We start from the raw sequence: 13,352 nt of genomic DNA on the forward strand, positions 1-13,352 counted from the left end.
ATTATACTCTGCTGTTATCATGTTAGTTTTCTGGCCTTCCTTCATTTTCTAGGTTGAGTGTTTCCAGTGGTGTAGGACTCGGCTTGGCAAAATAATAACCTTGGAATAATTCATATCCCATTTTAGTAAGATAGTGATAATCTGCTTCTGTTTCGACACCTTCTGCAAGCGCTTTTGCACCCATCTCACGTGAGAGTTTTACTACGGATGCAGCAACTTCCTGTTTGGCTTTGTCTTCACTCACGCCATTAGAAAATTCCATGGCAAGCTTCACAATATCTGGTCTTAGATCGGCTAATTTTTGCAGATCATTAAAGCCTGTTCCAACGTCATCTAAGGCATATTTAAAACCGTGATCGCGATAATAATTTAGGATGGATTTCAAATGCTCAATATTTTCTACTTCATCTGTTTCCACTACTTCAAACACAACCTGCTCCGGCTTTATATTAAGCTTCTTAATTAAAGCAAAGGTAGTGGCAAGGCAATGCTCCGGAACATAAATAGCGGTTGGAATAAAATTAATAAAGATTAATTTATCAGAAGGTAAAGTAGCAGCGTTCCGTACTGCTTGTAGCCTACAGGCACGATCAAGAGCAAACGTCCGATTTCTCACCCTTGCTGCCTCAAATAGCTTGAAAGGAGGGATGATGTTTCCATCTTGATCGATTCCTCTTGAAAGAAGCTCATATCCAACAATTTCAGAACTAGCATTTATTCTTTCTATAATAGGTTGAAAATGCGTGCAAAGTTGGCTTTGCTCAATAGCTTCATCGATCCAACTCGACTCCCGTTCTATCTGAAACTCATGGATTTGTTTCAATTTATATAACGTTTTAAGTGGATCTTCTTTTTTTGACTCGACAGCATAAATGCTCTTAGAGTCCAAATGGGCTTCTAATAATCGATCATATCGAATAGAATAGTTTCCATAACCCAAAACATTCTCTCATTTACTGCACTCCACGTATTCACTGGGTTTCCTTCTATGTAACGTATAAGTGGTTGTGCATCTTGATCATCAGCAAAATATAAAGTATATCCTTTGGGTTTCGGCTGACAAATATCACAAAACATGTTTGGTACACCTCTCTTAAACTAATTCTTCTTCCTAGTCTATATATACCAGATAAGAAGACTCGTTACTATTAAAGAGAGAGGATTTTTTAGGGGATTTTTATGGTTAAGAAGATGCTGGATAAAGATCTACTTGTAGGCAAATCTAGCCAAAAAACAGGTAAGAAATCTATCATTTATTTTGGATTGCTAAATTGTATGTGTATGCTATATTTTAAGTGAATTAAGGTTTTCATATATACATATTAAGTTGATATGAAAAGGTTAAATATAGGAGGTGCTTTCATGACTCATCCCATTCAAAACGAAATTGGAGCTGTATTCATTCCGGTAAGCAATATAGAAAAAGCAAGAGATTGGTATAGTGATATTTTAGGTTTGAAAACTGTGGGAGAAATACAGTTTGGTCATCTTTATGTGTTACCGATGGAGGGAGCAGGGATCGTGCTAGATAGCAAAATTTATTCAGAGGACCATGTATATAAAACCCCAGCATTCCACCTGAACACGAAAGATATTAAACAAGCATTTCAATTTATGAAGAAGAAGGGTGTTAACGTAACTACGGAGATTGAACATGATCACTATTTTAATTTTCAAGACCCTGATGGAAATATGTTAATGATTTGCAAATGTTGATGTTAGTTAAACAAGGGACATATTGTTGTGTAAAAGAGGCTTGTACAAAAGTATTGCTGATAGATTATAACCCGAACTATAATGCAAAGCCTTGAATAAAGATTTGCTTAGTACGGGTTTTGTATGAATTTAATCTAATTTAGCTTAGGCAGAACATGGAGACTCCTCAAAAGTCTAAACCAATTTTCTTCGTGCGAAGTGAAGCTGTCGAAGCTCTCCTTGTCCTACGGGAACAGCACGAGCTGAAGATCCCGCAGTGGTTTCCTTTCCATGAGGAGGCTGAAGCCGTGCCCGTGGAAAGCGGAGTGTTCTGCCAAAGCGGTGCTAGAAAGTATTATTTGTATTTATATACTGACAATTTAGTTATGTCCTAGTCTCTTAAAATTAAAAGGGGTTGATTTGGAGAAAAGATTTTTTACCAACCTTTTTCTCCTTTCAAAAGAAAAGTAGAAATGTAGAGTGGTGATTCTTAGTAGCTATAAACACTTTCGCATGTTTCGGCTATTGGCTCGTAATAACAATGCTGTTTGTACTGCCCTGTGAGGGGTTGGTCATACCAAGTAGGTGGACATTCACCATAGGGGTTGAAATACCATAGCGCAAATTTGGAAGGGTGTTGTCGCCAATAATCTAAGGTCTGTTTTGCTAATCTTTTTTCTACAGTCCTTGCTCTGTTGTAAAAGACGTTTCCTTTTTGTACTGCTTCAAAGGAGTAATTTCCACCTTGGATTTGAAAAATAACATCGTTAATGGATCTTAAATCTTGAAAATCTAAACAGTCGGCCTTTAAACGGTTAACAATAACATTCCCAACCATCAGCATTCCCAGTTTTCCTTCCCCTTCTGCTTCGGCTCGCATCATCCTTGCCACTAAATCAACATCTTTATCCGTGTATCTCACTCTAGCCATTTTTATCACCTCTAAAAGCAGTGTATTAAAAAAAGCCTACTTAAATGTAGGCTTTTTACAATTTTTACGAATGGACAGGTAGAAATTTTAGTAAGGTCTGTAATATATTTATTTCTGCTCCGACCTATCATAGACCTTTTCGCCATTTATCCATGTTTCTGACACCTGAAGTTTATATAGTTCACTTGATTTTATGTCTTTAGGGTGGCTATCCAGTAAGATAAAATCAGCCTTATGGCCAGTTTCAATTTTTCCTTTTTCGTTTTCGCGATGTTCCAGTTCGGCTGCTCGGACCGTATAAGCATAGAAGCAATCATCGACACTTAACTTTTCTTCAGGAATCCAGCCGCCTTCTGGTTTCCCAGCTAAATCCATACGGTTAACTCCCGCGTATATCTCCTGCATAGGGGAAAGGGGACCAATTGGGGTATCGGAACTGCAAGTGAAAGGGATACCTCTATCCAGTACGGTTTTCCACGGATTACAATAGCGTTCTCTTTCCGTACCTACCCAATCTATTGTTTGATCATGTTCATCCATCATAAAGCCGGGCTGGGTCTCAAGGTATGGTTTTACTTCTTCCATCTTTTGTAATAAATCTGGTGCTAAAACCTGAGCATGGATAATACGATGCCTGCGTTTCTTGGTATCGACGTTACTTAGCGCCGCAAGTGCTTGCTCTACCGCGCGATCTCCAATAGCATGCATCGCAACCTGCATATTGTTTTCGTCCGCTAACTGCACGATGTCATGCAGCTCCTCTTGGGAATAAATTAATGTACCTCGTGTATTTGGTCTATCTGAATATGGCTCTCTTAACGCAGAAGTATGCAAACGCTGTGTACCATCAAGGAAAATCTTTACAGCCCCAATTTTAACTTGTTTACTACCGTCACCTGTCCGCAGTTTCCACTTACTTAAATACTCAGCTAGATCATTTTTATTGAAAATGTAATGATGTAGCCAGACATCGATTAGGAGTTTTCCCTCATTTTCCAGGGTTCTATATGTGTTCCAAAGCTTCTCAAAGTCTCCGGCAAAGTTAAGATCATCCGTATGAACAGAGGAGATACCATTTTCCAGGAGGGGAGGGATTGCCATTTCTAATGCTTCATAAATTTCTTCCTGTTCTTTCTTACGGAAATGAAATTTAATGAAGTGGACGGCAGTATCCTTAAATCGGCCTGTCCATTGGCCATCTTTATCTTTTTCAATGAATTGTTCATGATTTCTGAGAAGATCAGGCTCTTCTTTAACAATGTTTAGCGCTTCTTTATTTAGTACACATTCGTGTCCATCATCGTGGAGGAAATAAGCTGGTTTACTATATTCCAATTCCTCTAGATCCTCTGCTGTTAGAGGTTTGTCTTTATCCTTTAATTGGCTGTCAATTAGTCCTCGTCCAACCACCCAATCATGTTCTTCCATTTTCTCTTCTTCATAGGTGTTATAGACAATTTTTTTCATTTCACTGAAAGAGGTGACCTTCCTTAAGTCTATCTCTTTTTTCATAAAGCCGAACCGAAGTAAATGCATATGAGAATCATTAAAAGCAGCGGTAAGGACTTTTCCTTTACCATCTACTACGTTGGAGCCCTGATCTTGAGATAACCCCTTTTTAATAAAGGAAACTTTCCCGTTTTCCACGCCAATGTGGTAAATATCATCAGTGTACACCTTATCATATGGTCTATATAGGCGAACATTATTAATTATTTTCATATTTCATTACACCCCTTCTAATGGCCGTATACCCATAAGAAGGAAGTACCTAACATGATAAATGGATATTTAATCATTTAGAAAGAGGGATTGTATCTCCTTTTATAGAATAGTTAAAAAAAAGGGAGGGACATGAATGTATACAATAAACGAACTTTATCAGGATATGGAGCAATTCAATAAATGGGCGGAGACCCTTTACAAGGTTGAGGAAGAGCTGTTTTTCCAGCCAATTGCTGAGGGGAAATGGGCAATGGCGGAGATTATGACACATATTGCCTATTGGGATACATATATTCTTACTGCAATGCTACCCAAAATGGAGCAAGATGCAGACATTCAAAGTATTGATATTGAAAAACTTAACAAGGAAGCGGCTACCCATGCGAAATCAGGAATCAGCCAGAAACAAATTTTGCAGGAACAGCAGCAAGCAAGGAATGCTTTACTTACAGCGTTGAAAGCGAAAGATGAATCATTTTTCACGACAACTTTTAAATTAAATGGCGAAACTCTTGACGAGCACTCTGGCTATCCGCACAACGCGTTTAATTACTTTAGCGGCTTTGTTTGGCATGACAACCATCACAGGAAGCAAATAGAAAACTTCTTAGTGAGCAGAACCAATCCGTTTAATGAATGATTAAATGGGACACTTCATTAGGAAGACCCCGTTGTATCGCAATACAAAGACATTGCAGAAAAGAAATGGCAGAAAAGATTATACTATAAGGGTAGCACAGAAAATTACTTTCGGTGCTACCCTTGGCATCTTATATTGAATAACCATAATGTAATTTAAATTATGGGGTTATCTTCTAATAAAATAAATTACTGTGCAGTTAATCCACCATCGATTACAAATTCCGAGCCAGTTGAATAGCTCGATTCATCTGAAGCTAAGAATAGTACCATGTTCGATACCTCTTCTGGTTGCGCTACACGTTTCAATGGAATCTGTGCAGAAAATGTTTCTACAGCAGCTTTAGTATCTTCTTGTACTACCATTGGGGTAGCAATCACCCCAGGATGTACAGAGTTCACCCGAATACCCATAGTCGCTAAATTCATGGCTGCTGCTTTTGTCATACCACGTACCGCGAATTTCGTATCTGTATAACCTACAGCGCCTGCAACTAAACCATTCATTGAAGAAATATTTATGATAGATCCTCCGCCTGATTTAGCCATTAACTGCGCAACAGTTTTCATGCCAAGAAATACGGAAGTCTGGTTAATATCCACGATCCGGCGATATTCTTCAAGCGAAATGTCTAGAATGCTTTTGGCCATCGTAATTCCTGCATTATTAACCAATACATTCACTTGCTCGAACTTTTCTTCTGTTACTCTAAGTACATTATTCCAGTCTTCTTCACTTGTAACGTTCTGTTTTACAAAGATCGCATTATCACCTAGTTCAGCAGCTAATGCTTGGCCTTTTTCTTCGTTTAAATCGGTTAATACCACTTTTGCACCTTGTTCTACAAATAATCTTACATGGGCAGCACCCATACCTTGAGCTCCACCAGTAATGATTGCAACTTTATTCTCTAAACGGTTCATTTATATTTGCCTCCGTGTCTTAGATTAGCTAAATAATTTGCAGAACGGAATGATAATAGTTACTTTGAATCCTTCAACTTATTCAGTAACTTTTTTTGAATCTCAATATACTGAAGTAACTCTTCATCAGTGAGTACACTATATATATTTTCATAGTATTGCTGACCAAGATATTCGGCTTCGCGTAACATACCATTTCCTGCACTTGTTAAGCTTAAATAAATTTTTCTCCGATCATGTCGATCAAATGTGTTTTCAATATAGCCAGCATCCAATAATTTTTTAGTAATGATAGAAATACTACTTTTTGAATATCCGAGTTTATTGGATAATTCAATCGGCTGGCACTGCTCAAGTTTGCGAATTTCGCTTAATACGATAAGCGAAGAGATGCCAATTGCTTTTGACAATTTTTCTGTATATTGGATAATACTTGCGTTGTTCACCTGTTCGACCATATTAACTAATTCATAAAATGTAGGTTTATTCATTGGCTTCTCCTTTGATTAGCGCAATTGAATCGAACCACCGTCTACCATTATCGTTTGACCTGTAATATAACGAGCATCCTCAGAGGCTAAGAACACAGCGACACGCCCGACATCTTCTTCAGGTTCGCCCCAGCGACCTAATGGGATTGAGGAAAGACTTGCCTCATACATTTCAGGGAAGTCTTTAGCCCATTTTTCTACAGCTTGGCTTTTTGCAATAGGGCTGATTAGATTAACATTGATATTATATTTGCCCCATTCATTAGCTGCAACGCGGGAAATAGCACGGATTGCTTCTTTTGCTGCTGCATAAGAGGTTTGCGTTGGTTGGCCCGATAAGCCAGCTCCAGATGCAAAGTTAATCACGGTACCTTTTGTCTCTTTTAAATGAGGAAATGCTGCTTTCATTAAGTAGAAAGTAGGGTAAAAGCCTGTACCAAATGAGAAATCCAAATCTTCTTGGGTTGTTTCTTCGAACGGCTTTTGTTTCGACGCATGCGCATTATTAACTAGTACGTCTAATTTACCATACTTTGCAACAACCGTTTCGATAATAGTAGGTAAGTTTTCTACATCAAAAAGATCTCCTTTTATAAACATTGATTTAGGAGAAATCTCTCTAACTTTTGCTTCCACAACTTTTCCAGCTTCATCATTAATATCAATTAATACTAAAATGGCACCTTCTTTGGCCATGGCTGTGGCCATACCAGTACCAATACCCCCAGCACCGCCAGTGATAATCACAATCTTATCCTCTAAACGCATGATTATTACTTCCTTTCCTAAGATTTAATGCCATTATAACCAATAAAGGTTCGGCAGTAAACTGTATAGATTATTATGAAAATTAAACCGATAAAACTACTAGATATTATGCAAATAGATTAATCAGTTGAAAGAAGCGATTAAAAATAAAAAGAAGAAAAGGGGGGAGGAGTGTTTTAGTAAAAAAGAAATCCGAACTAGATTGACCTTCTTTCAATCTAGTTCGAATTTTTATTTGGTATGGAGAAGTGGCATCCTAATCAGCTTAGGAAATACATAAAGATTCCGGCGGATTGAAAGGCCTAGGTGAGACCTCCGAAGTGCGTAAAAAGGAACGAAGGCTAAGAGCGCCACGTCCTGTGGCAACGCCTTTGTAACCAACGTCCGGTTGGCCCGGTGGCCACAAGCCGCCCGTGGAAAGCAGCGTATTTTCTGAGCGTTAATTAGAGATCTTATATCACCACAGCTTTTTACTAATATTTTTATTCTATCACTTCAAAAATTCGCCATCCTAAAGGAGGGACTTCAAACTCCGAAGCACTGTCTTGATGTTCGAGTTTTTGTGTAGGTAGGGAAATTTCGTTGTTTAGCTCTCTACCAAAAATAGTTTTCGAAACACGGGATACAGAGTCACTGTTATTTAACAAGACGACTAGCTGCTGGTTACCCAATCTCTTTTCATACGCAAGCACATTTTTCTCATCATCTGCATGGAGGAAACGAAATGTTGCTTTATTTCCAAATAACGCATTATGCTTTCGTAAAGCAATCAATTCTTGGACAAATCGGAACAGCTCTTGATCTTGCCTGCTCGGTTCCCATTCCATACAGGCGCGACATCCAGGATCTTGCCCTCCTTTCATTCCAATTTCATCACCATAATAGATGCAAGGAGTTCCCGTAAAGGTTAACTGAAATAAATATAGCAGCTTGACTCTTGCTACGCTCTCGTTAGCTAAAGTTAGGATACGCGGGGTATCATGGCTGTCCAATAGATTAAAGGCTGCCTCATTGACGTTTTGAGGATACATATGCATAACCCGGTTAATAGCATGAGAGAAAGCGGTGGGGTGCATGCCGTTTTCCGCAAAAAAGGTAATGGCCCCGTTGGTGAATGGGTAGTTCATAACCGCGTCAAACTGATCTCCTTGTAACCATGGCATGGAATCATGCCAAATTTCTCCGAGAATGTATGCTTCCGGATTTACGTCTTTAACGACTCGGCGAAAGTCACGCCAAAACGCATGATCCACCTCATTGGCAACATCAAGTCGCCAGCCATCAATGTCAAATTCCTCTACCCAATAACGGGCCACTTCGAGTAAATAGTCACGAACCTCTTTGTTTTCCGTGTTTAGTTTTGGCATTGACGAAACAAAAGCGAATGTATCATAGTTTGGTGCAGGATCTGTAACAACTGGGTAATCCCATAAGTGAAACCATTTCTTGTATTGGGAGTTTTCTTGGTTTTCAAGAACATCCTGAAATGGAGGGAAATAGTATCCACTATGATTAAACACGGCATCGAGCATCACGCGAATACCACGATTATGACATTCCTTAATCAACGTACGGAAGGTTTCTTTATCACCAAATTGCGGGTCAATTTCCATATAATCAATGGTGTCGTATTTATGGTTAGAGTATGCCTTGAATATAGGGGTAAAGTAAATCCCGTTAATGCCAAGTTTCTCTAAGTAATCAAGATTATTTATAACCCCTTGAAAATCTCCGCCAAAGTAATTTGAAGGTGTTGGGTCCTCAGATCCCCATGGAAAAGTGCCTTCAGGACTAATAGAGGCATCCCCATTAGCAAATCGTTCTGGAAATATTTGGTACCAAACAGTGTCTTTTACCCAATTTGGCGCCTGAAAGACATCTACCTTATTCAAGTAAGGGAAACAGAAGAAATGGCTAATTTCAGTTGGTAAAGTAGAAAAGATGCCATCTTCCGCAACATAGCATTCTTCTTCACCATCTGAGCAATAAAAGCCATATCGCATTCTACGGAACGTCGGTTTAACTGCAATAAACCAGTAGTCATACAAATCTGTAGAACCCGAATGGGTCATAGAATCTGTTTCAGTTTGCCATTTGCCATCTTTCCAATCATACGGATCCCCATAGATGAGCTGGACATCCTGCATGTCATCTTTTTTTGTCTGCAAAACAATGTGAAGTGTTTCCTCATCATATGCATAGGCAAAATTATTTTTGGGACGATGATAGATTGCTTCTTTTATCATTCGTTGAAAACCTCCTTTTGAACAAACGTTTGCGCATATATCTTTGTATTAATACAACACTCATACTAATAGTGAAGTAGATTTGTAGAGATCATAGCATAAAATTAGGTTTAATGTAAGCGATAACTTAGTTGATATTAAAGCATTTTTTAAAAATAAAAAAAGTAGTTGTTCTTTCTTCGAAAAAATGTATAATAAAGATACAGCGTTTGTGCAAACGATTTCACAAATATGTTTAACGCGCTGATATAGGGGAGGTAAATTAGATGAAAAACAGATTTATTTACTTATTCGCAATGGTGTTACTCATTAGTATTCTAGCAGCTTGTGGACCTGATGAAGTAAATCAGGAAAGTAGTTCAGAAGAGGAAAGTGTAGAAGGTGAAATGCCAGAAAAGCCAGAGTCTTTAAAGCTTTGGGTGAACGCTGAAGAGAAACAACAAGAAGCAGTTGAAGAAATTACAAACAAATATACAGAAGAAACAGGAATTGAAGTGGAAATGGTTCCAGTAGATATGCTAGAACAGGTAGAAAAGCTTGATGTAGAAGGTCCGGCAGGTAATGGACCAGATATTATTTTCCAGCCGCATGACAGAATTGGAGATTTGGCGCTTAGAGGCTTGGTTGAACCAGTTAATTTTGGTGATTTAGAAAGCGATTACACGAATACTGCATTGCAGGCTGTCCAATTTGAAGAAGAGTATTGGGGTTATCCAGCTGTAATTGAAACATATGCAATGTACTACAATAAATCGCTTGTTGAAGAGGCTCCTGAATCAATGGAGGAAATCATGGCAATTGCGGAGCGTGATACGAACGCAGCTAACGATGAATTTGGATTTTTAATGGAAGCAGCTAACCTCTACTTTGTGTATCCGTTCTTCTCAGGTAACGGTGCATACGTGTTTGCAAATGAAGGCGGAAATTATGATATTTCAGACATTGGCCTTGCAAATGAAGGCGCAGTAAAAGGTGGAGAACTCGTTAAATCTTGGTTCGATAATGGATACATTCCTCAGGATTTAACACCAGATATTATGAATGGTCTTTTCCAAGAAGGAAAAGTTTCAAGTGTGATCAATGGTCCATGGATGGTTCGAGATTATTCAGAGGCTTTAGGTGATGACTTGGCAGCTATGCCGCTACCTGTTTTAGAAAACGGTGAAAACCCGAAATCATTTGTAGGAGTAAAATCGTATATGCTTTCCTATTACTCTGAAAATAAAGAGTGGGCAGAAGATCTAATGGCATATATTACAAACTATGATAACTCGAAGATTTATTATGAAACAGCTGGAGAAATTCCTGCTAGGGATGATGTTATGGAAGATCCAATTATTGCAGAAGATCCTATTTTCTCTGCATTTGCTGAGCAAACAACATATGGCGAACCAATGCCGAGCATTCCGGCAATGCAGCAAGTTTGGGATCCATTTAACGATGCATTGAGTTTTATTTCTAAAGGTGAGCCTGTAGATGAAGTTTTACAAGAAGCAGTAGATACAATTCATGAACAGATCGAGGCTTCTGGAGCAAATTAAATATAAAGTGAAACTTCAATCAATGGGGGTTTTCGTTCTTACCCTACTGATTGTTGAACGATTCTGGGTGTTAGCGTCCATTTACTCCCACTAAAAGATCATTGTTTCACTTCATGTTTAAAGGGGAGTCTTACGGACGGTTGCACCGGAATAAATTGACTGTATGGAAAGAGGTTTCGCGTCTTTCCATACAGTTGTTTACATACGGGTTAAAAATATAGGGGGAACTCAAATGGCAACGAAACAACCGAAGGGAAAAACCGGTATAACACGGCCGCGGAATCTAGCAACACTTCTATCTATCATTTTGCCTGGACTGGGGCAACTATATAATAGAAGGTTCCTAAAAGGTATTCTTATTTTCCTTGTAGCAGTGTCTTTCTTAGTCACGACATGGAACTATATAGATATTGGAATTTGGGGATTGTTTACGCTTGGTACGATCCCACGTGATCATCACTCCATACAGTTATTAATCCAAGGTATTATTTCATTAATTGTGCTTGCGTTCGGAATTGCAATCTATGTATACAATATTCGGGATGCTAGAAAAGATGCAAAAGCAAGGGAAGATAACAAACCGAATCCTAACTTACTACAAGGGATGAGCAGTTTTTATGACAATGGTTTTCCTTACTTTATGATCTTACCAGGACTGCTTTTACTTCTATTTATTGTAGTTGTTCCATTAGTATTTATGTTGGCTTTAGCATTTACGGACTATAATCAATACAACGCACCTCCTCGTAATCTATTAAATTGGGTTGGCTTTGATAATTTCGTAGACTTAGCGAACGTGGGAATATGGAAAGACACGTTTTTGAGTGTGTTCTCCTGGACAATTGTGTGGACAGTGGTAGCTACAACGATGCAAATAGCACTTGGTTTGTTTTTAGCATTACTTGTAAATGATAAAAGAATTAAATTCAAGCGGACAATTCGTACAGTATTGATACTTCCTTGGGCAGTTCCAGCTTTCGTTTCCATCTTAATATTTTCTGCGCTATTTAACCCTACATTTGGGGCAATTAACCGTGATCTACTTAGTCAATTCGAAGTCATGATTCCATGGTTGTCAGATCCTTTTTGGGCAAAAATGGCATTGATTATGATTCAGACATGGCTAGGGTTTCCGTTTGTATTTGCTCTCTTTACTGGGGTACTCCAAAGTGTTCCTCAGGATATGTATGAAGCTGCAGATGTCGATGGGGGCACACGTTTCCAAAAATTACGATTTATTACGATGCCACATTTATTGTTTGCGACAGCTCCATTATTAATCATGCAGTATGCCGGGAATTTTAATAACTTTAACATAATCTACCTGTTTAACGAAGGAAACCCTGCCGTTCGAGGGCAAAACGCAGGGGGCACAGATATTTTAATTTCCTGGGTTTATAAGTTAACTTTTGAAACAAATAACTATAATATGGCAGCTGCCATTACGATTATTATGGGATTAATCATTTCTATTTTTGCCTTTTTCCAATTCAGAAAAACCGCATCATTTAAAGAGGAGGGACGTTACTAATGGCAATGTCGAGGAAGAAGAAATCAAGAATTGAAGTAGCGTTCATCTATTTATTCTTTTTAATAATGTTTGTTATTATCGGATACCCTTTGTTTTGGGCTCTCATGATGAGTTTTAACCCAGGATCTAATATGCTCGTAACAGATTTGTTTCCCAAAGCACCAACATTGGAACATTATAAATGGTTGTTTACAGATCCGAACAGTGACTATTTGATATGGTATCGAAACAGTTTGTATGTCGCGGTCGTTAATGCAGTAGGTTCGGTAATTATTACGTCACTAATAGCCTATGCTTTTTCCAGATATAAATTTGTGGGAAGGAAATATGGTCTATATATGTTTCTGTTACTGCAAATGTTTCCAGCGCTTATGGGAATGGTAGCTTTATATATTCTACTAAACACAATCGGATTAACCGACTCACTGTTTGGCTTAATGGTTATTTACTTAGGTGGTCAGATTCCATTTAATGCGTGGCTTGTGAAAGGCTATTTTGATACGATTCCGAAAGAATTAGATGAAGCAGCTAAAATAGACGGCGCAGGACATCTGAAAATCTTTTGGACAATTATGCTACCGCTCGCTAAACCAATTTTAGCTGTTGTCGCGTTATTTAATTTTATGGCACCATTTATGGACTTTTTATTGCCGAGAATCGTGTTAACAAGTCCGGAAAATTATACTTTGGCGCTTGGTTTATATAACTTTATTAATGATCAGTTTTCTACCAACTTTACCCGATTTGCTGCCGGTTCTATCTTGATCGCAATACCAATTGCGCTTGTCTTTTTACTCCTACAGCGTTATTTAATCTCTGGTTTAACATCAGGAGCTACAAAAGGATAGACATCAAAAAGAA

13 protein-coding genes are annotated in these 13,352 nt (G+C 38.4%); 5 read left to right on the forward strand and 8 right to left on the reverse strand.

Annotated elements, in window-relative coordinates; genetic code table 11:
* Positions 1-22 precede the first annotated feature (22 nt).
* Positions 23-940: an EAL domain-containing protein gene (locus AC6CHS_RS10950; protein WP_498236025.1), complete on the reverse strand. Its 918-nt coding sequence runs from the start codon at positions 938-940 to the stop codon at positions 23-25.
* Positions 898-1,077: a hypothetical protein gene (locus AC6CHS_RS10955; protein WP_498236026.1), complete on the reverse strand. Its 180-nt coding sequence runs from the start codon at positions 1,075-1,077 to the stop codon at positions 898-900. The genes AC6CHS_RS10950 and AC6CHS_RS10955 overlap by 43 nt, the downstream gene beginning before the upstream one ends.
* A 285-nt stretch (positions 1,078-1,362) precedes the next feature.
* On the opposite strand from AC6CHS_RS10955, the gene AC6CHS_RS10960 reads away from it, so the two are divergent.
* Positions 1,363-1,716 carry a VOC family protein gene (locus AC6CHS_RS10960; RefSeq protein WP_498236027.1) on the forward strand — a complete coding sequence of 118 codons (354 nt, stop codon included), beginning with the start codon at positions 1,363-1,365 and terminating at the stop codon, positions 1,714-1,716.
* Between the two features lie 469 nt (positions 1,717-2,185).
* Here AC6CHS_RS10960 and AC6CHS_RS10965 read toward each other — a convergent pair whose 3' ends face one another.
* Entirely contained in the window at positions 2,186-2,626 is a 441-nt protein-coding gene (locus AC6CHS_RS10965) for a cell wall hydrolase (RefSeq protein ID WP_498236028.1), read from the reverse strand.
* Between the two features lie 108 nt (positions 2,627-2,734).
* On the reverse strand, positions 2,735-4,348 hold the full coding sequence (locus AC6CHS_RS10970) for an amidohydrolase (RefSeq protein ID WP_498236029.1): 1,614 nt from the start codon (positions 4,346-4,348) through the stop codon (positions 2,735-2,737).
* Between the two features lie 136 nt (positions 4,349-4,484).
* On the opposite strand from AC6CHS_RS10970, the gene AC6CHS_RS10975 reads away from it, so the two are divergent.
* Positions 4,485-4,991 carry a DinB family protein gene (locus AC6CHS_RS10975; RefSeq protein ID WP_498236030.1) on the forward strand — a complete coding sequence of 169 codons (507 nt, stop codon included), beginning with the start codon at positions 4,485-4,487 and terminating at the stop codon, positions 4,989-4,991.
* 188 nt (positions 4,992-5,179) lie between these two features.
* Here AC6CHS_RS10975 and AC6CHS_RS10980 read toward each other — a convergent pair whose 3' ends face one another.
* The 4 genes from AC6CHS_RS10980 to AC6CHS_RS10995 all read right to left on the reverse strand — a co-directional run bounded on the left by AC6CHS_RS10980 (position 5,180) and on the right by AC6CHS_RS10995 (position 9,419).
* On the reverse strand, positions 5,180-5,914 hold the full coding sequence (locus tag AC6CHS_RS10980; protein WP_498236031.1) for a glucose 1-dehydrogenase: 735 nt from the start codon (positions 5,912-5,914) through the stop codon (positions 5,180-5,182).
* Positions 5,915-5,973: 59 nt separating this feature from the next.
* Positions 5,974-6,405: a MarR family winged helix-turn-helix transcriptional regulator gene (locus AC6CHS_RS10985; RefSeq protein ID WP_498236032.1), complete on the reverse strand. Its 432-nt coding sequence runs from the start codon at positions 6,403-6,405 to the stop codon at positions 5,974-5,976.
* A gap of 15 nt (positions 6,406-6,420) precedes the next feature.
* The gene (locus AC6CHS_RS10990) at positions 6,421-7,173 is read right to left on the reverse strand and encodes an SDR family NAD(P)-dependent oxidoreductase (RefSeq protein ID WP_498236033.1); all 753 of its coding nucleotides are present in this window, start codon (positions 7,171-7,173) and stop codon (positions 6,421-6,423) included.
* A gap of 482 nt (positions 7,174-7,655) precedes the next feature.
* Entirely contained in the window at positions 7,656-9,419 is a 1,764-nt protein-coding gene (locus AC6CHS_RS10995; RefSeq protein WP_498236034.1) for a glycoside hydrolase family 13 protein, read from the reverse strand.
* A gap of 266 nt (positions 9,420-9,685) precedes the next feature.
* Here AC6CHS_RS10995 and AC6CHS_RS11000 point away from each other — a divergent pair, with 266 nt between their 5' ends.
* The 3 genes from AC6CHS_RS11000 to AC6CHS_RS11010 all read left to right on the forward strand — a co-directional run bounded on the left by AC6CHS_RS11000 (position 9,686) and on the right by AC6CHS_RS11010 (position 13,339).
* Positions 9,686-10,960 carry a sugar ABC transporter substrate-binding protein gene (locus AC6CHS_RS11000; RefSeq protein ID WP_498236035.1) on the forward strand — a complete coding sequence of 425 codons (1,275 nt, stop codon included), beginning with the start codon at positions 9,686-9,688 and terminating at the stop codon, positions 10,958-10,960.
* A 232-nt stretch (positions 10,961-11,192) separates the two neighbouring features.
* Positions 11,193-12,491, forward strand: coding sequence for a carbohydrate ABC transporter permease (locus AC6CHS_RS11005; protein ID WP_498236036.1), 1,299 nt, complete (start codon positions 11,193-11,195; stop codon positions 12,489-12,491).
* A 5-nt stretch (positions 12,492-12,496) separates the two neighbouring features.
* A complete protein-coding gene (locus AC6CHS_RS11010; RefSeq protein ID WP_498236482.1) occupies positions 12,497-13,339 on the forward strand; it encodes a sugar ABC transporter permease in 843 nt (280 codons plus the stop codon).
* Positions 13,340-13,352 lie beyond the last annotated feature (13 nt).

The sequence above is a fragment of the Oceanobacillus sp. GQ8 genome (assembly GCF_059758495.1).